Source organism: Rhodanobacter sp. L36 (genome assembly GCF_009765755.1).
Taxonomy (GTDB): domain Bacteria; phylum Pseudomonadota; class Gammaproteobacteria; order Xanthomonadales; family Rhodanobacteraceae; genus Rhodanobacter.
In genome coordinates, this window is record NZ_LMUV01000011.1 from 1,282,555 (window position 1) to 1,300,449 (window position 17,895).

A 17,895-nucleotide genomic window follows, 5' to 3' on the forward strand; every position below is an offset into this window, starting at 1 on the left:
TCAGCCGTCCAGTTGGTTCAGCCGCGCACGCAAAGTATCGAGCCGCAGGTCATAACCCGCACCCGGCGACACGCGCGCCGCGAGACTGGCTTCCGGCGTGCGTCCCTGCCCCGCATCGCTGGCCGCTTCGGCGGCTGCGCGATAGGCATCACGAAATGGCACGCCCGCAGCCGCCTGCTCGATCGCCACGTCGGTGGCGTACATCGCCGGCTCGATCGCCGCGCGCATCGCCGATTCGTTCCATCGCATGCGCGCGAGCAGATCGGGCACGAGCTCCAGCGCGGCCAAGCCGTGACGGCAACCATGAAACAGCGAGCCTTTGGAAAACTGCAGGTCGCGCTGATAGCCCGAGGGCAGCGACAGCAATTGCTCGATCTCGGTGCGTGCAGCCGCGATGCTGGCGTAGCTCGCGCGCAGCAGTTCGACGACGTCCGGGTTGCGCTTGTTCGGCATGATCGAACTGCCCGTGGTGTATTCGGACGGCAGCTTCACGAAATCGAATTCGGCGGTGGTGAACAGCGACAGATCCCATGCCAGTCGGCGCAGGTCGAGTAACGCACTGCCGATGGCTTCCAGCACCGCCATCTCGAACTTGCCGCGCGAGATTTGCGCGTAGATCGGCGACACCTGCATGCGCGCAAAGCCGAGCGCCTGCGTGGTGTGTTCGCGATCCAGCTTCAGGTTGACGCCGTAGCCGGCGGCGGTGCCGAGCGGATTGGCGTCGATCCATTCGGACGTCTGTTTCGCGCGCCACGCGTTGTCGATGAAACCCTCGGCAAAGCCGGCAAACCACATCGACGTGGACGAAACCACCGCGCGCTGCAAATGCGTGTAGCCAGGTAGCGGCAACGCCGGCTGCGCTGCACGATCCAGGCAGACCTGCGCAATCGCGCGGCAATGCGTGTGCAGCGCGGATAGCTGATCCTTCAGCCACAGGCGCGTTGCGACGAGAATCTGATCGTTGCGGCTGCGGCCGGTATGCACGCGACGTCCTGCATCGCCAAGGCGTTCGGTGAGTCGCGCCTCGATCGCGGAATGCCCATCCTCGTATCGGTTATCCAGTATGAATGCACCACTGCGAAAATCTTCCGCCAGTGCGTCCAGTTCGCGCTTCAGCGATTGCGATTCGTCGGCGCTGACCACGTCGATATTGGCGAGGCCTTCGATATGCGCCTTGCTCGCGACGATGTCGTGCAGAAAAAATTCGCGATCGAGCAACACGTCGTCGCCAGCGAGAAACGCCATGATCTTTGCGTTCGTCGTCACGCCGTCCTTCTGCCACAGCAGATCACTCATGGGGATGGTCCTTCTCGTTCGGATACGAAGCGACCAGCACCTGCACTGCCGCTTCAATGGAAAGTTCGCGGCGCTCGCCGTTGCTGCGCTGCTTGAGTTCTACCATGCCGACATCAAGCCCGCGTGGCCCGACGATCAGTTGCCACGGCAGGCCGATCAAATCCATGCGCGCGAACTTTGCGCCGGCGCGATCGTCTGTGTCGTCGAGCAGCACGTCGAGGCCGGCCGCCTGCAACTGCGCATACAGCGCTTCACACGCCTCATCGGTGCGCACGTCGCCCGATTTCAGATTGACCAGGCCAAGCGCGAACGGCGTCACTGACGCCGGCCACACGATGCCGTGTTCGTCGTGGCTGGCTTCGATGATCGCGCCGAGCAGGCGCGACACACCCACGCCATAGCAGCCTCCGTGGATCGGCACATTCATACCATCGGCGCCGGTCACGTTGGCCTTCATCGGTACCGAATACCGGGTGCCGAAGTAGAAGATCTGGCCGACTTCGATGCCCCGTGTGTGAACGCGGTGCCCAGGCGTCACATCGCGTTCGAAGCGCGCCGTATCGTGCACGTCTTCGGTTGCTGCATACGGCGCAGTCCACGCATCGATCACCGGTTGCAGGTCGCCGGCATAATCGATATCGGCGTCGGGAATCGGCAGTTCGAGTACGCGGCCATCGCAGTACACCGCCGACTCACCGGTTTGCGCGAGCACGATGAACTCATGCGAAAGATCGCCGCCGATCGGGCCGGTTTCCGCGCGCATCGGAATCGCCTTGATGCCCATCCGCGCGAACAATCGCAGGTAAGCGACGAACATGCGGTTGTACGATCGCTGCGCGCCGGCCTCGTCGAGGTCGAACGAATAGCCGTCCTTCATCAGGAATTCGCGCCCGCGCATCAGTCCAAAACGCGGCCGCTGTTCATCGCGAAATTTCCACTGCACCTGATAAAGGTTCAGCGGCAGACTGCGCCACGAACTGACGTAGCTGCGAAAAATCTCGGTGACCATTTCCTCGTTGGTCGGGCCATACAACAGCTCGCGCTTGTGACGGTCGGTGATGCGCAACATCTCCGCACCATAGGCGTCGTAACGACCGCTTTCGCGCCACAGGTCGGCCAGCTGCAGCGTCGGCATCAACAACTCGATGGCACCGGCACGATCCATTTCCTCGCGCACGATGCGCTCGATCTTGCGCAGCACACGCAGGCCCAGAGGCAACCAGGCGTAGATGCCGGCGGCCTCCTGACGGATCATGCCGGCGCGTAGCATCAGCCGATGCGAAACGACCTGCGCCTCGGCGGGATTTTCTTTCAACGTGGGAAGGAGGTAACGGGACAGACGCATGACGGGATTCCGGGAAAGGTTGAACGACAGGAAGCAGCGCAATGCCGCTTCACGGTCGAGCCGCGCGCTCCACGTCGATGCCCGCCAATTCATCACATCCGATCGCGCGGTTGATGTTTTGCATCGCCTGCGTTGCCGCACCCTTGAGCAGGTTGTCCAGTGTCGCCACGATCACCACGCGCTTGCCATCGGCAGACAACGCGAAACCGCCGATCTCCGCATGATGACGATGCGCGATGCGGCTGACCCATGGCGCTTCGTCGACCACGACGACAAGCTTCTCGTTGTCGTACGCGGCACGAAAGCGCGCGATCACTTCATCGCGCGTCATCTTGCGCGAAAGATAAAGATTGGTAGTGACCGAGAGCCCGCGGAAATGCGGCGCCACGTGCGGCATGAACTCCACCGGTACGCCCAACTGGAACGACGCCTCCTTCTCGTGCATGTGGCCGGTCAGCGCGTATGGCATCAGGTTGTCGCGCAGTTTTTCAGGATCGTTTTTGTCCGACGGCGTGGTGCCGGCGCCGGAATAACCGGACACGCCGAAGCACACCGGCGGCGCAGCCAGCAGATCCTTGAGCGGCACGATCGACAATTGCATCGCGGTGGCATAGCAACCGGGATTGCTGATGCGCTTCTGGCCGCGCCAGCTGTCGCGTGTCAGCTCCGGCAGGCCGTAGTACCAGCTTCGGTCGAAACGAAAATCGGCGGACAGATCGACGATCCGCGAATCCACACCGGCCTCATCGAACGCCGCCACATATTCGGCGGCCTTGCCGTTGGGCAGCGCGAGGATCACTACGTCGGCGCCGAGTCTCGGAAGTACCGCCTGCGTCGGCGATGTGTAGCGAAGATCGCCGCGGTATTCCGCGACATGCACATCGACTCGCTCGCCATCCAGCTCGCGCGAAGAAACGAAGCCGAGTTCGAGCCCGGGATGCGCCGCGATCAGTCGGATCAGCTCCGCACCGGTATGACCCCGCGCGCCAACGATGCCGATGGTTTTCTTGCCGTTTGCCACTACGTCACTCCTGCAATATCTCTTGTTCAATCCACCAGCGTTGGTTGCCGTTCGGCGCAGTGGGCGACGCAGCGGGCGATGGTTTCGAAATCGTCCATGCCGTACCAGAACACTTTCCAGCGTGGCTGCTTGAAGCAGCCATCGGACTCTGCGTAGTAGAACGGATTGACCTGATTGCCGTGGCGCGAGCGCCAGAACAAGCGCGGGTTTTCCTCACGCATCAACAGCCACACCGCGCGTCCCAGGCCTTCGCCCTGTGCGTCGTCAAGCACCGCGAACTTGTCCAGATAAACCAGGCCATCCACTTCGACGAGGATCATCGCGGCACGATAGTTTTCACTGACATAAATACGGAACGATGTGGTGCGCTCGAAGTAATCATCCACCAGCGTGCGGCCGAAGCTCGACTCGATCAGGTCGCGCATGCGCGCCAAGTCGACGCCTTTCCACGAATCGTGCCGTTCCACTTTTTCGCCGCGCCGAACCAGTGTGCCGGAACCCTTGTGGGTGAAAAGTTCCTTGGCCAATTCGGACGGTCGTGTGATCGACACCGACGAGGTCAGCGGCAAGTTCTGCAGCAGATCGGCGATCTGTTCGATCTTCACGCGCATGCCCGAGTGCAGCCACGGCTGCTGCATCAACTGCTCGTACTCGGTGGAAAGATTGATCGAGTCGATCAGCTTGCCGTTGCCATCGAGCAGGCCGCCGGTGCCGGTGAGGAAAATGATCTTGTATGGCTGCAGCACGCGCACCAGTTCGTTGGCGGCGAAATCCGCATTGATGTTGAGGATCTGGCCCTGTTCGGTTTCACCGAGGCTGGCGATTACCGGGATGGAACCGGCGCGCAGGCTGGCGTCGATCGGCGCCAGGTTGATGCTCTGCACCTGCCCTACCAGTCCATAGATTTCCGGATCGAGATAGCTGGCGTTAAACACACCGGAGGGCACCGACGTAGCGCGCGTATCCATCGACTGCAACGCTTCGACCAGCCGCAGGTTCTGTTGCTGGAACACGCGACGCACAATCGCCAGCGCCTGCGGCGAAGTCACCCGCAAACCATTGACGGTTTGTTTCTCGATGCCTGCAGCAGACAACTCTTCGTCCAGTTGCGGACCCGCACCGTGCAGCACGATCGGCGTGAGTCCCACTTGCTGCAGGAAAGTCAGCGATGAAGTGAGATCGGGCAGATCGTCGCGCAACACCGCGCCGCCCACTTTGACCACGGCGAAGCGCTTCGCGTCGAGCTGAGAAAAACGCTTCAGGTACTGCTGGATTTCCTTCGCGCTGCCCATGCTCGAAAGCAGGCGCACGATGGTTTTGCGGGTGTGCGAGCCACTGTTCATGCGTTTCCACTTTCGACGATGCGGTAGATGTTGTCGGCGTACTGCCGCAGTTGATCGAGCGTCACCCACTCGTCGGCGGTGTGTGCCTGCGCAATGTCACCAGGGCCGTAGACGAACGAGGTGTAGCCGCCGGCGGAGAACAGTGCCGCTTCGGTCCAGAAATCCACCGCGTTGCCGATCGGCAATGCCAGTTCATCGGCGATATCGCGGGCCGCGAGCCGGCGTTCTTCCGCTCGTGCGGTATCGCCGGCAGGCAGCGAAGCACCGCGAAACGTTTCGCCGAATGCGACCGGTTGCGGCTCGACCAGCGCGCGAAAAATTCCGAGCAGACGATCGGGATCCATCGTCGGTAATGGTCGAAAACCAAAGCGAACCTCGGCCGTTGGCGCGATCATGTTGGCCTTGATGCCGCCTTCGATGCGACCGATGTTGAAACGCAAGCCGGTGAGCCCGCCGAAGCGCTCGTGCGATTGCGCAGCCACGACATCCAGCGCCGCGCCGCCCCAGCGCACCGCCTGATGCAGCGCGCTGTCGCTGGGTTTCTGTTCACCCGATGCATGACCGGCTTGGCCGGCAAACCGCATCAGCACCGACTGGATGCCACGATGCGCCAGCACTGCCTCGCCCTTCGTCGGCTCGGCGACGATGATCGCTTCATACGGTTGTGGCTGGCTCAGGAAACCGGCAATGCAGCGTGCGTCGTTGGCTTCCTCGTCGGTCGAGAACAGCAGTGCCAGATCGCCGTCGCAGGCGTTCGCCACCGCGATCAGCGCCGCAGCCGCGCCCTTGATGTCGCAGGCACCGAGTCCGATCGCGCGATCACCCGTGGTACGCAGCACATGCGGATCGGCACTCCAGTGCGGCGAATCCGGCACCGTATCGAGGTGCACGTTGAACAGGTATTTCGGTGAGCCGCGCACCGCGTGCAAGGTCACCACGCCGGCGCCGTAGTCGGTCACGGTCACGCTGAAGCCTGGCAGCTGCGCGCGCATGTAGTCGAACAAGCCGCCGGTACCGATCGCGCGCGGCGGATTGCGCGTGTCGAAGGCAACCAGCGCCTTGAGATGGTACAGCGTGGATTCGAGTAGCGCGCTCATGCCTTTACCGTCTCTCTTGAATAGACATCCATATCGAACTTTTCCATCAGGTTCTGCGGCCGCGTGGGCGCGGCGAAACCGAAAGCTGCATAGAGGTCGTGCGCGTCACCGGTAGCCAGGCTGAAACGGCGCAGGCCCTGCAGTTGCGGATGTGCCATGACGATGTTCATCAATGTCTTGGAATAGCCTCGCCCACGATGTTCCGGCAGCACGAACACATCGGCCAGATAACCAAAGGTGGCGCCATCGGTAACCACTCGCGCGAAGGCCACCTGATGTCCATCGAGATAACCGCCGAAGCACAGCGAGCCGGCGATCGCACGTTCCACCGTCGCGCGCGGAATGCCGCGACTCCAGTACGCGTCGGTCGAAAGGAAACGATGAATCAGCTCGACGTCGAGCTGATCCTTGTCCGTCGATATCTGCAACGCGCTCATGCAGCTTCAGCCCTTGTCCGTCGCACGATTTACTTCGGCCCAGAGCGTGCTGCTCATGCCGAACAGCTTGATGAAACCTTCCGCTTCGGCGACGCCCCAGTCGGCCGCCTGCGCATAGGTCGCGCCCTTGGCGTTGAGGATGTGTTTCGATTCGATGGCCACGGTGCTGACGTTGCCGCCCGTGGTTTCCAGCGTCACTTCGCCGTTGACGGTGGACTGGCTGGAGTGGAGAAACGCCTCGAGATCGGTCTTCAACGGATCGTGGAAAAACCCTTCGTAAACCAGTTCGACCCACTTGCGCGCCACATCGGGTTTGAAGCGATTCTGGTGTTTGGAAAGCACCGCCTCTTCCAGCGCGCGATGCGCAGTGAGCAAGGCCGTCAGGCCGGGCGCTTCGAAAATGATCCGGCCCTTCAGTCCGATGGTAGTGTCGCCGGTATAGAGACCGCGACCGACGCCGTATTGGGCGAACAAGTGGTTGAGCTTCGCCAGCATCGTGTGGCCGGCGATCTTCTCGCCGTCGAGCGTTACGGCTTCGCCATGAACGAAGCCCACCTTCACGCGCAACGGTTTGGACGGCCATTCGGCACGCGGCTTGCACCAGCCTGTGGCGCCCTCACCCGGCGCCTGCCAACGATCGATCTCGCCGCCGGACATGGTCAGGCCGAGCAGGTTTTCATTGATGGTGTACGCCTGCTGCTTGGCGCGCACGCCGAAGCCGCGCTCTTCGAGATAAGCCTGTTCGTAGGCGCGCACGGCCGTGTGCTCTTTCTGGATCTCGCGGATCGGTGCCACGATGTCGTAGTCGCCCAGCGCCTTCACGGTCAGGTCGAAGCGCACCTGATCATTGCCCATGCCGGTGCAGCCGTGCGCGATGGCTTTGGTGCCCAGTTCGTCGGCGCGCTTCAGCGCGGCATCGACGATCAGATAGCGATCGGAGACCAGCAACGGATACTGGCCCTGGTAGCCCTCGCCTGCCCACACGAATGGTTTGACGAAACCGTTCCAGATCGCCGGCCCGCCATCGACAGTGACGTGGCTGGCTACACCGAGTTCCTTCGCACGATCTTCGATGAACACACGCTCGTCCGCGTCGACACCACCGGTATCGGCGAACACGGTGTGCACGGCCCAACCGCGTTCCTGCAGGTACGGCACGCAGAAGCTCGTGTCGAGGCCGCCGGAAAAAGCGAGAACGATATCTTTGCTCATGACTTGCAAATCCTGGATATGAAAATGTTCAAAGAGGTGCAACGACGACTTGCGGCTCGCAGTGCACGGGGAAATTCACGGAGTTGGCGATGAAGCAGGCGTGGTGCGCGTCTTCATGCAGCGCGATGGCCTTGTCACGGTCGCTCGCCGCGCTCACGGTGACACGTGGCCGCAATACGACCTCGACGAAGCGTCCGCCATGTTCGTGGAGTTCCATCATCCCTTCGGCGGTATCGGCATACGCCGTAACGACGATGCCCGCGGTCACCGCCACGTGCAGATACGAAAGCATGTGGCAGGTCGACAGGGCGGCGACGAGCATGTCTTCGGGATTGTGTTTGCTCGCATCGCCGCGAAAGGCCGCATCGGACGAGCCGGCCAGCGTTGGCTTGCCGGCGATGCGGATGTCGTGGCTGCGCTCGTAGCCGCGATAGCTCTGTGTGCCGGTTCCGAGATTGCCAGTCCATTCGACGTCGACGCGATAGCGATGCTCGTGTCCGATGCTCATGGTTTGCTTTCCTCCTGCAGGGCCATGAGGTCGGCCAGCTCGGCATCGCCATCGCCGTTGCGCTCGCGCAGCCCGGCGATCACACCGGCGCGATTGCGCGTCGGATGATTCTGGCTCAGCTTGAACTTGCCTTCGACGCGGTCGATGGTGATCTCGATGCCGACGATGGCATGCAGCATTTTTTCGACGTGGTCTGCCGGTGCGTCGCTGACATGCCAGGGTTGCGGCTGCGTGGCCTCGTGATGGTCGGTCAACTTTTCCAGCAATTGATGAAGCCAGACCGCATCGCGGACAACGCGCATACGACCATGCACGTGCACGACGGCGTAATTCCACGTGGGAACTTCACGACCAGTCTCGTACTTGGTCGGATACCAGTTGGGGCTGATATAACCGTCCGGCCCGTGAAAAATCACCAACCCCTCGGCGTCATCCATTTTCGACAATTCGCTGCCGCCCGCGACATGCCCATGCAGCACATCGCCGACGATTTCAAACGGCAGATGATTGGCGACGATGCCACTGGCGTTATTCACGATCAGCGTGGCGAACGGATACGCACGAATCAATTCGTGCAGCACATCGTTACGCGATTCGACGAAGGATTTAGGCTGGTACATGCCGCAGCCTCAGCGTTGCGCGATCAGCGAAGCCATCACCGCTTTCTGCACGTGCAGGCGGTTCTCGGCTTCATCGATGGCGATGCACGCAGGCGAATCCATTACCGCGTCGGTGGCCTTGATGTTCCGACGCAATGGCAGGCAATGGCTGAACAGGCCGTGGTCGGTGAGCGCCATCTTCGCTTCGTCCACGATGAAATGCTTGTTGACCTCGCGGATCGGTTTCTCCTGCTCCCATCGACCGAAAAACGGCAACGCACCCCAGCTTTTGGCATAGACGACGTGGGCGCCGGTATAGGCCTCCTCGATATCGTGGCTGACCTTCAGCGAGCCGCCATTCTGTTCGGCATTCAGGCGGCCAAACGCCATGTAACGTTCGTCCAGCACGTAATCGGGCGTGGGACAAAGCAACGTCACGTCCATGCCCATCTTCGTCGCGATCAGCAGCGCGGAGTTCGCCACGGCGGTGTTCAACGGCTTGGGGTGATAGGTCCAGGTCAGCACATATTTCTTGTTCTGCAGATCGCCGAGATGCTCCCTCAGCGCCAACGCATGCGCCAGTTCCTGGCAGGGATGGGTGATCGTTTCCATGTTGATCACCGGCACCGTGGCATATTGCGCAAAGGCCTTGATCACGGCGTCCTCGCGATCCACCGACCAGTCCTTGAATTTCGGGAATGCGCGCACTGCGATCAGATCGACGTAGCGGGAAAGCACGCGTGCGACCTCCGCAATATGCTCTTCGGTATCGCCATCCATCACGCTGCCGACTTCGAACTCGATCGGCCACGCATCCTTGCCGGGCGACAGCACGATCGCGTGCGCACCCAGATGGAACGCGCCCAGCTCGAAGCTGGTGCGCGTGCGCATCGAAGGATTGAAGAACAACAACGCGATCGACTTGCCGGCAAGCTGCTGGCCGCGCGGCGAACGCTTGAACTGCGCAGCCTGCGACAACAACGCATCGATCTCGGCGCGGCTGTAATCCTGCGTGGTGATGAAATGGCGAATGGTCATCGATTTCTCCAACTGCAAAAACAAAAAACCCGGCGTGCGAGCCGGGTTTATCGTCGAAACACATGAAACGCGTACGACAGCCTACCCGGCCGAATGTCCGTTCATCGGTCGGCGAGCACGCGATGTCATGCCGGCGGCCATGCGGGCGCTGGTGAGAACAATGGCGGTATAGACGGCTGTTGACATGAGAGTTCCGAACGGCGAGCGCACATGATGGCGAACATTGCGCTGCCGCGCAACAAAAAGTATCGGGAGCGGAAACGACATCGCCGCCCTTAGGCGGCGATGCGATGAACAGTGACGCCAGGGAAACGTCAGTCTGCAGGTTCCACGCTCACCCGTACGCGCAGGCGTTCGCCCGGGTCATAGCTTAGGCGGGACATGTAGACCTCGCCGCGATAGCGGTACTCGACGTCGTAGCCGACGATCCGGCGCTGCTCGCTGACCGACCTCACTTCACGACATTGAGTCTGCGTGGACTGGTAATCGCCGCCCTGATCCGACACGTGGTTGCCGACGGCTCCGCCGGCCACCGCACCGGCGACGGTGGCAGCAGTGCGACCGTCTCCCTTGCCAACCGTATGGCCCAGCACGCCTCCGATCACCGCGCCCAACACCGTGCCCGCCGCAGTATTGCCACTGTCGTGCTGCACGACCGGCTGGTCGTAGCATTCCTGCTGCGGAACCTCGCTGCGCGTGACGCCCTGCACCGGATCCGCGCGCAGCACATCAGCCCAACCATAGTGGGCATTGTCGTCATTACCGGGAGGACCCGGCGGGCCTTGACGCGCATCCTGTGCACTCGCACTGAAAGCCACGATGCTCAGCAGCAGCGTGGAGAAAAATAATCTGGTCATGGCGACCTCCGAATCTGTACATCGATGCGCTCGCGCGCGAACTAGAGACATTGCATCAAGTTCACGCTGAATCCACGCTTAGAATGGCCGCAAGATCACTGCGCCGCTTACACCTTGTTAAGATGCCGGGCTCGTCGCGCCCGCCATGACGACTCTTTCGCCTGCGGATTTCCACCCGATGCCGATTTCGCTCTACAACAGCCTGACCCGCCACACCGAACTTTTTGCGCCGAGCGATCCGGCGCGGGTGACGATGTATCTGTGCGGGCCGACCGTTTACAACTACGTGCACATCGGCAATGCGCGCGGGCCGGTGGTGTTTGACGTGCTGGCGCGACTGCTGCGCCGCCACTATCCGCATGTGGTTTACGCGCGGAACATCACCGACGTGGAAGACAAGATCAACGCCGCCGCGCTCAAGGAAGGCGTGCCGATCACCACCATCACTGATCGATACACGCAAGCCTACCGTGACGACATGGCAGGCCTTGGCATTGCGCCACCGGATATCGAGCCGCATGCCACGGCGCATATCGGCGAGATCATCGCGATGATCGAGACGCTGATCACAAGCGGCCATGCGTACGCCGCCGAAGGCCACGTGCTGTTCGATGTCGAGTCCTATGCGGCTTATGGCGCGTTGTCCGGACGCGATACCGAAGAGCTGATCGCTGGCGCCCGCGTCGAGATTGCGCCGTACAAGAAGAACCCCGCGGATTTCGTGTTGTGGAAGCCATCGACGCCCGAACTCGCCGGTTGGGAAAGTCCGTGGGGTCGCGGCCGTCCGGGCTGGCATATCGAATGTTCCGCGATGTGCGCCGCGCAACTGGGCGAAACCATCGACATCCATGCCGGCGGCGTCGATCTGCTGTTTCCGCATCACGAAAACGAAATCGCCCAGTCCACCTGCGCGCACGGCGGCAAGGTGTTCGCGCGCTGGTGGATGCACAACGGCATGCTCACTTTCGACGGCCGCAAGATGTCCAAGTCGCTGGGCAACGTGTTGCTCGTGCACGAACTGCTCAAACTGCATCCGCCTGAAGCGCTGCGTTTGCTGCTGCTGCGTGGACATTACCGGCAGCCGCTGGACTGGTCCGACAACGCGATCGCGCAGGCCATCAGTACGCTCGACGGCTGGTATCGCGTGCTGCGCGATCTCGAAGACGTCGAGCTTCCGTCCGGCAAGTTGCCGGTGCCGGCGCGGATGGAATCGGCTTTATGCGATGACCTCAACACACCGCAAGCGTTGGCCGAGTTGTCGCAACTGGCCGACCACGCACGCCAGATCGGAACGGCTGACGCCAAGGCTGCATTGATCGGTGGTGGTGCATTGCTCGGGCTTCTGCAGCAATCGCCGGAGCTCTGGTTCAAGCGCGGCGAAAGCACGATCGACGAAGCGCATGTGGAAGATCTGCTGCTGCAACGTCGCGATGCTCGCGCCGAGCGTAATTTTGCCCGGGCCGATGCGATCCGCGACGAGTTGACCCGCCTCGGCATCGTGATTGAGGACAACGCGCAGGGAACCCGCTGGAGCGTGGTGAAGTCCTGACATGAATACATCTCTCTCCAGCGCGGACGCGCAACAGACGATTGCCGATGAATTCGCCTTCTTCGGCGACTGGACCGAGCGTTATCAATACCTGATCGATCTCGGTCGGCAATTGCCGGCGTTTCCAGACGAATGGAAGACCGACGAACATCGCGTGCATGGCTGCCAGTCGATGGTGTGGCTGGTGCCGAGCGGAGATGCCTCGTCAATGCATTTCGATGCGACCAGCGACTCGGCGATCGTTGCCGGATTGATCGCGCTGGTACTGCGCGTCTATTCGGATCGCCCCGCGCAGGAAATCGTGGACACCGAACCGCGGTTCATCGGCACGATCGGGCTGGCCAAGCACCTATCGCCCACCCGTTCGAACGGATTGGCTGCGACGCTGGTGAAACTGAAAGCGTATGCAGCGGAGGCGTTGCAGCAAGGGACGAGAGGGGAGTAAGGCAAGGGGCAAGCCCGATGCTGCGTCTCGGCCCATTTGCCGCCGCGAACGAAACCAACAGGCCAATGACGGATTTCGTCGTCCCGCTCTTGCCGCTCGTCCCTCGCCTTCCCCCAAAAAGCGAAACCCCGCACGCGGCGGGGTTTCGGCAATCTACGACAGGCGCTGAGGCGTCAGTCGCCCATCTGCTTCTGCAGATGTTCGCGGCGTTCCTGCGCATCCAGTGAAAGCGTGGCAATGGGACGGGCGTCGAGACGATCGACGCCGATTTCCTCGTCGGTCTCTTCGCAGAATCCGTAGCTGCCTTCCTCGATGCGGCGCAAAGCCTTGTCGATCTTGGAGATCAACTTGCGGTAGCGATCGCGCGTGCGCAGCTCGAGCGAATTTTCCGTCTCGCGCGTGGCGCGCTCGGCCTCGTCGCCAACGTCGCGGACTTCCTCACGCAGGTTGTCCATGGTCTGGCGGGACTCTTCCACCAACTGGTCGCGCCAATCGCGCAGCTTGTTGCGGAAATAAGCCAGGTGCTGCGGGTTCATGTACTCCTCGTTATTCGAGGGGTGATAACCCTTGGGCAGATTGATGATGCTGGTGGAAGGCAGCGCGTAGCGGTCATCCTCGCGGGTGACGCCGTTGTCGAGTGTTTTTGTAGCGAGTTTATTCATGGAGGACGACGAATTTTTCTGATTATTGTTGGACGATGCGCGCGCGGAAGCCGGGGCTTCACGCGGGGTCACCATGGCGGTTGCGCTCGCCACCTTGCCCTTGAAGAGCCGGGCGGAAGATGACGGAGCCGGGCTTTTGACGGCCTCAACCGGTGCAGGCGCCGACTTGGAGAGCGCGGCCTTGACCGGCGCTGCTTTCACGGGTGCAGCCTTGGCCGGAGCGGCTGGCTTGGACGCCACCTTGGCGACCGGTTTTACGACCGGCTTGGCGGCGACGGGTGTTTTCTTCGGTGCGACTGGCGGCGCCTTTTTGGCTGGCGCCTTGGTGATTGCGGTTTTCTTCACTGCGACCTTTTTTACCGGGACTTTCTTGGCGGGGGCTTTCTTGGCGGGAGCCTTCGAAACGACCTTCTTGGCCGGCGCTTTCTTCACTGCGGGTTTCGCCGCAGCCTTCTTGGCCGGAGCGACTTTTTTTGCCGGCGCTTTCGCGGCGGCTTTCTTTACCGGCTTGGCAACCTTGCGGGCTGCAGGCTTGGCCGGTGATTTCTTTGCTGCCGATTTGGCCGCGGGTTTTGCTGGTGTCTTGCTGGCGCTCTTCACGGTCCGCCCCTTTGTGGCAGCTACTGTCGACTTGCCGGTTTTGAGATCCTTCGCCTTGGCAGAAGACTTGCCCTTCTGAGCCTTGGCGGCGGTCGAACTACGCGTCGTTTTCGCCATATCCATTCACCAGTTTTCGGCCGTGGCGGCCGCGTGTTATAGCCCAAGAGCCCTGCACCATCAAGCTCACTTCTGGAATACTTGCACAACTACATGCCGCAGGCTGTCCCGGCAACGTGAATGTTGTAAGCCGATTGATGCTGTCGTCGCTGCGTTTCTACAAGCGCTGGCTTAGTCCCTTGTTGGGCCCGCGCTGCCGTTTCCACCCCAGCTGCTCCGATTATGCACGGATTGCCGTGACACGCTTTGGTCCATGGCGTGGCGGGATGCTCGCGGGTTGGCGGTTGCTGCGCTGCCAGCCGCTGTGCCATGGCGGTGACGATCCGGTGCCCGAGCATTTTCACTATCCGCGTTGCCGAGCGTCGGGCGAATCCACCGACGCGCCGTGAAGGACCGGTTGAGACGTCGGTCGATGGCGGCGAGTTGCCGACGCGGTTTTTGCAATGAAGCCAACCGACGCGCGCGATCCGTGTCCTTACGGCACAGCGCCGTAGCCTCCAGCCACGCCCTTGCTCGCATAAGCCACGGCGTCGTGAGGATGCAGGCTTTCCTGATGCTCGACGCGAATGTGGAAATCGCGAAGTCCTTCGTCGGCATCGAGTGCATTCTGGATACGGCGCGCCGCGTCTTCACAGAACATCAGGTTGCCGCCGTTGGCGAGCGCGAAAGCCTGTTCGTCCTCGCGCTTCACTGCGGTTTGCACCGGCGTGCCCAATGACTGCTCGACGCGATCAATCAGCTCGATGAGGCGAAAACCATTGTCATGCGAAGGGCGAACACGCAGGCACGCAACACTGCGTTGCGCATGCGGCGTCGCCACCATGCCCTGCTCGCTGCCGAGCCAGGCCAGCACGGCAGAACGATCGACCGAGACATCTGCGCTGAAATCACGCGCGAATTGATCCTGAATCAACTGCCGCGACAGCGCAGCCGACGCGGGGCACGTGGACGAATACACCACCTCGGTGCCCAGTTCGAGCAGAAATTCATCGTTGGTGAGGCTGGCTTCGATACTCACCGGATACGAGCGCCAGCCGCTGTTGTTGCTGCGCAAGGCCGGGCGGCGCACGAGATGGTCGAACTTGATGCTCACGCAAGCACGATCCGAAAGATCGCCGTGCGAATCGAGGAAACCGCGCAGCAGGTTTTTCAGCAGAGCCGCCGTCAGCGGCTGCGAGCTCAGCGTCTGTTCGACTTGCAGATAGAGCCGCGACATGTGGATGCCACGCTTGTCCGGCCGCCTGAGATTGACGAAGGCGCCTACCTTGGCGCTCGTGCGCTGCGTATCGCCATCGCCCGCATCGAAATGCACCGGCACCTGGATGTCCGCCATGCCGACCCAGTCCAGCGCGCCAGCGAGATGGGGTTGCGCATGCACGGCGACATCGGGCAGCAGGCGGGCGGTGTTTTCGTGGTTCGACATCGTCTGGATCCTGACAACGGCGGATGTTCCGCCGTAAGGCTCATCAATCTTGGGGCATGAGTCCGGTCGCGCAACAGTGGCCCTGCGGAAACACTGCGTCCGGCGAACTCAAGGCATCGTTCGGCGCCACGCGCGTGCAGCCCGCCACGCATGCCACGCGATGGCCGGTGAGATACGCGACGAGTCCGCCTGCAATACGGTGAGTGCTTCCTCACGGGCTGCGCGTTGCACGAGTCGCTCGCCGTGTTGCGATTCCACGGTGCGGAAGACGCTGAGCGGCCCGGGCATCGATGCGGCTTCGTGCCAGCTCGCACGCAGATCCTCGAGTTGTGCCTTGATCGCCTGTTCGCGCGCGTCTGACGCCATGCGCAGTTGCGTGCGGCTCAATCCATGGCGCGCCAGCTTGTCCATCGGCAACGGCAGCTTGTCCCGCTCGGCGTCCTGCTCCAGCCGCGACAGCGCATGCAGCAGATGATTGAGTGTCGCCACGCGCGTAGCACGCTCGCACGATGCTTCCGCACCAAACCACCAAGTGGTTTCCAGTGCGGCAAGCGCCCCGTGCAATGGCGCGGCGGCATCCAGTTGCGCCTGGAAATTCGTGGCGGTGCCCTGCTCCAGCTGGGCCATGGCTGCAGCGATCGGCGCCAGCCACCGTTCGGTGGGAATCGCATGCGCGCGTTCGTCGTCGAACAGCACCTGGGTCAGCGGATGACGGCCACCGCTGTCACGCGCTTCCGCCATTTCCTCGGCCCACCAACCAAACTTCGCCGCCGCAACCTGCGGCTCGCGAATACCGTAGGCTGCACTCAGCCACTCCTGCTCCAGTGCAGCTAATGCCACGTGACCGGGATACCGGCGACCGTCGGCGAACGCCAGCGCGACGCGCTGCTGTGGCTGCACCGCGAGCCATTTGTCGATGAAGCCCTGCAACACGGCTTTCTGTTCGACCACTTCGATCATGCGGTAGCGGGCTGCAGCTGCAGAAGATCGGCGAGTTCGGACGGATGACTGATGACGAAGTCGGCGCCCCAGGTAGACGGATCGCCGCCATCGAGATAACCCCAGCGCACCGCGACCGTGATCATGCCTGCGGCAGCGCCGGCCTGTACGTCGCGGCGGTCGTCGCCGACGAACACGCCGCGCGCTGGCGCGATCCCGGCCTGTTCGCAGGCGAGCAGTACCGGCGCCGGATCGGGTTTCTTCACCGGCAAGGTGTCGCCGGAAACGACCGCCTTGGCGCGACTCGCCCAGCCGATGCGCTGAACCAGTTCGTCCGTAAGAAAGCCGGGCTTGTTGGTGACGATGCCCCAGCACATCCCGTGTGACTCGATGCGCGTGAGCAGATCATCCACGCCCTCGAACGCGCCGGTTTCCCGCGCCATCACGCGCTGATAGAGAGCGAGGTAGCGCGGCGCCAGCGACTCGATCGCCGACTCGCCGCGCTCCGCAAACGCGGTGCGCAGGATTGCGCGCGAGCCACGCGAGACGACTTCACGGACGCGTGCATAAGCAGGAACCGGCACGTGTTCTTCGGCGCACTGCTCGACCAGCGCTGCGTAGAGATCGGGCGCGCTGTCGAGCAAGGTGCCATCCAGATCGAACAGCACGCCCTGGACATTTTCAGGAAGATTTTTCATGCGGGTTTGCGCGCATTGAGCAGGTAGTTCACCGCGGTCAAACGACTGATCCACGCCTTGCGCCGTAGCGGGTTGTAACCGAGCCCGGAAACATCTTCCAGCTCCATGCCCGCATGACGCAGCAGACGACCGAGTTCGGACGGTTTCAGGAACTGCGCGTAATGGTGTGTTCCACGTGGCAGCATGCGCATCACGTATTCCGCACCCAGGATCGCCGCGCCGAATGCAGCCGGCGTGCGATTCAGGGTGGACATGAAAAGCTGACCGCCGGGCTTCAGCATCGCGACAAGATCGTTCACCAGCGCGGTGGGATCGGGCACGTGCTCGATCAGTTCCATGCAACACACGGCATCAAAACTTGCTGGCTCCGCTACCGCCAGATCGGCCGACGATTGCACGCGATAGTCGACACTGAGATTCGATTCGTACAAATGCAGCTTGGCAACGTCGATCACCTTCTGCCCGAGGTCGATGCCGACAACCTTGGCGCCAGCTCGCGCCAGCGATTCGCTGAGCAGGCCGCCGCCACATCCGACATCGGCAACCTTGGCGCCGCGCAGTTCGACACGCGTCGCGATGTATGCGGTGCGCACGGGGTTGAGATCGTGCAGCGGCCGCGACTCGCCATCGGGATCCCACCAGCGCGCGGCGAGCAGGTCGAACATGGCGATTTCATCGGGGCTTACGTTGGCGCTGGTCTGCATGCTCG

Annotated in this window: 20 protein-coding genes; 4 read left to right on the top strand and 16 right to left on the bottom strand. The window is 62.1% G+C overall.

Annotated elements, in window-relative coordinates; genetic code table 11:
• The 11 genes from GSQ73_RS15515 to GSQ73_RS15570 form a co-directional block, all read right to left on the bottom strand.
• Complete coding sequence (locus GSQ73_RS15515) at nt 1-1,296, bottom strand: argininosuccinate lyase (protein WP_158885577.1); 1,296 nt, start codon at nt 1,294-1,296, stop codon at nt 1-3.
• On the bottom strand, nt 1,289-2,641 hold the full coding sequence (gene proS, locus GSQ73_RS15520; protein ID WP_158885579.1) for a proline--tRNA ligase: 1,353 nt from the start codon (nt 2,639-2,641) through the stop codon (nt 1,289-1,291). The genes GSQ73_RS15515 and proS overlap by 8 nt, the downstream gene beginning before the upstream one ends.
• Nucleotides 2,642-2,690: 49 nt before the next feature.
• Nucleotides 2,691-3,662, bottom strand: coding sequence for an N-acetyl-gamma-glutamyl-phosphate reductase (argC, locus tag GSQ73_RS15525; protein ID WP_158885581.1), 972 nt, complete (start codon nt 3,660-3,662; stop codon nt 2,691-2,693).
• 26 nt (nt 3,663-3,688) lie between these two features.
• Nucleotides 3,689-5,005, bottom strand: coding sequence for an acetylglutamate kinase (locus tag GSQ73_RS15530; RefSeq protein ID WP_158885583.1), 1,317 nt, complete (start codon nt 5,003-5,005; stop codon nt 3,689-3,691).
• On the bottom strand, nt 5,002-6,102 hold the full coding sequence (locus GSQ73_RS15535; RefSeq protein WP_158885585.1) for an acetylornithine deacetylase: 1,101 nt from the start codon (nt 6,100-6,102) through the stop codon (nt 5,002-5,004). Before GSQ73_RS15535 ends, GSQ73_RS15530 begins: the two co-directional genes overlap by 4 nt.
• Nucleotides 6,099-6,539 (bottom strand): GNAT family N-acetyltransferase, encoded by a 441-nt coding sequence (locus GSQ73_RS15540; protein ID WP_158885587.1) that lies wholly within the window; start codon nt 6,537-6,539, stop codon nt 6,099-6,101. The genes GSQ73_RS15535 and GSQ73_RS15540 overlap by 4 nt, the downstream gene beginning before the upstream one ends.
• A 6-nt stretch (nt 6,540-6,545) precedes the next feature.
• Nucleotides 6,546-7,751 (bottom strand): argininosuccinate synthase, encoded by a 1,206-nt coding sequence (locus tag GSQ73_RS15545; RefSeq protein ID WP_158885589.1) that lies wholly within the window; start codon nt 7,749-7,751, stop codon nt 6,546-6,548.
• 28 nt (nt 7,752-7,779) lie between these two features.
• Nucleotides 7,780-8,259, bottom strand: a complete 480-nt coding sequence (locus tag GSQ73_RS15550) for an OsmC family protein (protein WP_216844790.1) — start codon at nt 8,257-8,259, stop codon at nt 7,780-7,782.
• Nucleotides 8,256-8,879, bottom strand: coding sequence for an FMN-binding negative transcriptional regulator (locus GSQ73_RS15555; protein WP_158885591.1), 624 nt, complete (start codon nt 8,877-8,879; stop codon nt 8,256-8,258). The genes GSQ73_RS15550 and GSQ73_RS15555 overlap by 4 nt, the downstream gene beginning before the upstream one ends.
• A 9-nt stretch (nt 8,880-8,888) precedes the next feature.
• Nucleotides 8,889-9,896 (bottom strand): N-acetylornithine carbamoyltransferase, encoded by a 1,008-nt coding sequence (locus GSQ73_RS15560; RefSeq protein WP_158885594.1) that lies wholly within the window; start codon nt 9,894-9,896, stop codon nt 8,889-8,891.
• A gap of 314 nt (nt 9,897-10,210) precedes the next feature.
• On the bottom strand, nt 10,211-10,753 hold the full coding sequence (locus tag GSQ73_RS15570) for a glycine zipper 2TM domain-containing protein (RefSeq protein ID WP_158885598.1): 543 nt from the start codon (nt 10,751-10,753) through the stop codon (nt 10,211-10,213).
• A gap of 178 nt (nt 10,754-10,931) precedes the next feature.
• Here GSQ73_RS15570 and cysS point away from each other — a divergent pair, with 178 nt between their 5' ends.
• Together cysS and GSQ73_RS15580 are read left to right on the top strand one after the other, a co-directional pair.
• Nucleotides 10,932-12,302, top strand: coding sequence for a cysteine--tRNA ligase (gene cysS / locus GSQ73_RS15575; protein WP_158886535.1), 1,371 nt, complete (start codon nt 10,932-10,934; stop codon nt 12,300-12,302).
• Between the two features lies 1 nt (nt 12,303).
• A complete protein-coding gene (locus tag GSQ73_RS15580) occupies nt 12,304-12,747 on the top strand; it encodes a SufE family protein (RefSeq protein WP_158885600.1) in 444 nt (147 codons plus the stop codon).
• A 173-nt stretch (nt 12,748-12,920) separates the two neighbouring features.
• Here the strand turns inward: GSQ73_RS15580 and dksA are convergent, their stop codons facing one another.
• Nucleotides 12,921-13,610: an RNA polymerase-binding protein DksA gene (dksA, locus tag GSQ73_RS15585; protein ID WP_254063425.1), complete on the bottom strand. Its 690-nt coding sequence runs from the start codon at nt 13,608-13,610 to the stop codon at nt 12,921-12,923.
• A gap of 28 nt (nt 13,611-13,638) precedes the next feature.
• Between dksA and GSQ73_RS17930 the strand changes: the two genes are divergently transcribed.
• Both GSQ73_RS17930 and yidD read left to right on the top strand, forming a co-directional pair.
• A complete protein-coding gene (locus tag GSQ73_RS17930; RefSeq protein WP_216844791.1) occupies nt 13,639-14,088 on the top strand; it encodes a hypothetical protein in 450 nt (149 codons plus the stop codon).
• A gap of 175 nt (nt 14,089-14,263) precedes the next feature.
• Nucleotides 14,264-14,515 (top strand): membrane protein insertion efficiency factor YidD, encoded by a 252-nt coding sequence (yidD, locus tag GSQ73_RS15595; protein ID WP_216844792.1) that lies wholly within the window; start codon nt 14,264-14,266, stop codon nt 14,513-14,515.
• Nucleotides 14,516-14,601: 86 nt separating this feature from the next.
• Here the strand turns inward: yidD and folE2 are convergent, their stop codons facing one another.
• The 4 genes from folE2 to ubiG all read right to left on the bottom strand — a co-directional run bounded on the left by folE2 (nt 14,602) and on the right by ubiG (nt 17,890).
• The gene (gene folE2 / locus GSQ73_RS15600; RefSeq protein WP_158885606.1) at nt 14,602-15,549 is read right to left on the bottom strand and encodes a GTP cyclohydrolase FolE2; all 948 of its coding nucleotides are present in this window, start codon (nt 15,547-15,549) and stop codon (nt 14,602-14,604) included.
• A gap of 108 nt (nt 15,550-15,657) precedes the next feature.
• On the bottom strand, nt 15,658-16,509 hold the full coding sequence (locus GSQ73_RS15605) for a squalene/phytoene synthase family protein (RefSeq protein WP_158885608.1): 852 nt from the start codon (nt 16,507-16,509) through the stop codon (nt 15,658-15,660).
• On the bottom strand, nt 16,506-17,186 hold the full coding sequence (gene gph, locus GSQ73_RS15610) for a phosphoglycolate phosphatase (RefSeq protein WP_158885610.1): 681 nt from the start codon (nt 17,184-17,186) through the stop codon (nt 16,506-16,508). The genes GSQ73_RS15605 and gph overlap by 4 nt, the downstream gene beginning before the upstream one ends.
• Nucleotides 17,183-17,890, bottom strand: coding sequence for a bifunctional 2-polyprenyl-6-hydroxyphenol methylase/3-demethylubiquinol 3-O-methyltransferase UbiG (ubiG, locus tag GSQ73_RS15615; RefSeq protein ID WP_158885612.1), 708 nt, complete (start codon nt 17,888-17,890; stop codon nt 17,183-17,185). The genes gph and ubiG overlap by 4 nt, the downstream gene beginning before the upstream one ends.
• Between the last annotated feature and the right edge of the window lie 5 nt (nt 17,891-17,895).

Bases quoted from the DNA above. Each gene is read 5' to 3' on its own strand.
- GSQ73_RS15515 (WP_158885577.1), bottom strand. From the start codon at position 1,296: ATGAGTGATCTGCTGTGGCAGAAGGACGGCGTGACGACGAACGCAAAG.
- proS (WP_158885579.1), bottom strand. From the start codon at position 2,641: ATGCGTCTGTCCCGTTACCTCCTTCCCACGTTGAAAGAAAATCCCGCC.
- GSQ73_RS15530 (WP_158885583.1), bottom strand. From the start codon at position 5,005: ATGAACAGTGGCTCGCACACCCGCAAAACCATCGTGCGCCTGCTTTCG.
- GSQ73_RS15535 (WP_158885585.1), bottom strand. From the start codon at position 6,102: ATGAGCGCGCTACTCGAATCCACGCTGTACCATCTCAAGGCGCTGGTT.
- GSQ73_RS15540 (WP_158885587.1), bottom strand. From the start codon at position 6,539: ATGAGCGCGTTGCAGATATCGACGGACAAGGATCAGCTCGACGTCGAG.
- GSQ73_RS15545 (WP_158885589.1), bottom strand. From the start codon at position 7,751: ATGAGCAAAGATATCGTTCTCGCTTTTTCCGGCGGCCTCGACACGAGC.
- GSQ73_RS15550 (WP_216844790.1), bottom strand. From the start codon at position 8,259: ATGAGCATCGGACACGAGCATCGCTATCGCGTCGACGTCGAATGGACT.
- GSQ73_RS15555 (WP_158885591.1), bottom strand. From the start codon at position 8,879: ATGTACCAGCCTAAATCCTTCGTCGAATCGCGTAACGATGTGCTGCAC.
- GSQ73_RS15560 (WP_158885594.1), bottom strand. From the start codon at position 9,896: ATGACCATTCGCCATTTCATCACCACGCAGGATTACAGCCGCGCCGAG.
- GSQ73_RS15570 (WP_158885598.1), bottom strand. From the start codon at position 10,753: ATGACCAGATTATTTTTCTCCACGCTGCTGCTGAGCATCGTGGCTTTC.
- cysS (WP_158886535.1), top strand. From the start codon at position 10,932: ATGCCGATTTCGCTCTACAACAGCCTGACCCGCCACACCGAACTTTTT.
- GSQ73_RS15580 (WP_158885600.1), top strand. From the start codon at position 12,304: ATGAATACATCTCTCTCCAGCGCGGACGCGCAACAGACGATTGCCGAT.
- yidD (WP_216844792.1), top strand. From the start codon at position 14,264: ATGCTGTCGTCGCTGCGTTTCTACAAGCGCTGGCTTAGTCCCTTGTTG.
- folE2 (WP_158885606.1), bottom strand. From the start codon at position 15,549: ATGTCGAACCACGAAAACACCGCCCGCCTGCTGCCCGATGTCGCCGTG.
- GSQ73_RS15605 (WP_158885608.1), bottom strand. From the start codon at position 16,509: ATGATCGAAGTGGTCGAACAGAAAGCCGTGTTGCAGGGCTTCATCGAC.
- gph (WP_158885610.1), bottom strand. From the start codon at position 17,186: ATGAAAAATCTTCCTGAAAATGTCCAGGGCGTGCTGTTCGATCTGGAT.
- ubiG (WP_158885612.1), bottom strand. From the start codon at position 17,890: ATGCAGACCAGCGCCAACGTAAGCCCCGATGAAATCGCCATGTTCGAC.